Source organism: Arthrobacter sp. U41 (assembly GCF_007679325.1).
Taxonomy (GTDB): domain Bacteria; phylum Actinomycetota; class Actinomycetes; order Actinomycetales; family Micrococcaceae; genus Arthrobacter.
On sequence record NZ_VEGI01000016.1, the window covers coordinates 1 to 341 of the forward strand.

Consider the following 341-nt stretch of genomic DNA (forward strand, 5'->3'; position numbering starts at 1 on the left):
TTCCCCGACCTGGACGTGCTGTTCGTGGGAGCGGGGACAACGGGGACCTTGATGGGTTGCGCGCGGTACTTCCGTGAGCACCGGCCGGATGTCCGGATTGTCGCGGTCGATGCCGCAGGATCGGTCTCGTTCGGCGGCCAGCCCGCCCCCCGCCTGATCCCGGGACTCGGCATGAGCGTGCGGCCGCCGCAGCTCGACGAGGCCTTGATCGATGAGGTGGTGATGGTCGAAGAACTGGACACGGTGCGCGCCTGCCACCGTCTCGCCGCTGCCGGCTTCACGCTCGGTGGCTCCACCGGGACCGTGGTCCACGGCGCCGCGTCTTGGCTCACCGAACACGA

The 341-nt window shown here is 69.5% G+C and carries 1 protein-coding gene; it reads left to right on the top strand.

Annotated features, from left to right (window positions below; translation table 11 throughout):
• On the top strand, nt 1-341 hold a 341-nt coding region (locus FS787_RS17865; protein WP_144674639.1), incomplete at both ends, for a pyridoxal-phosphate dependent enzyme.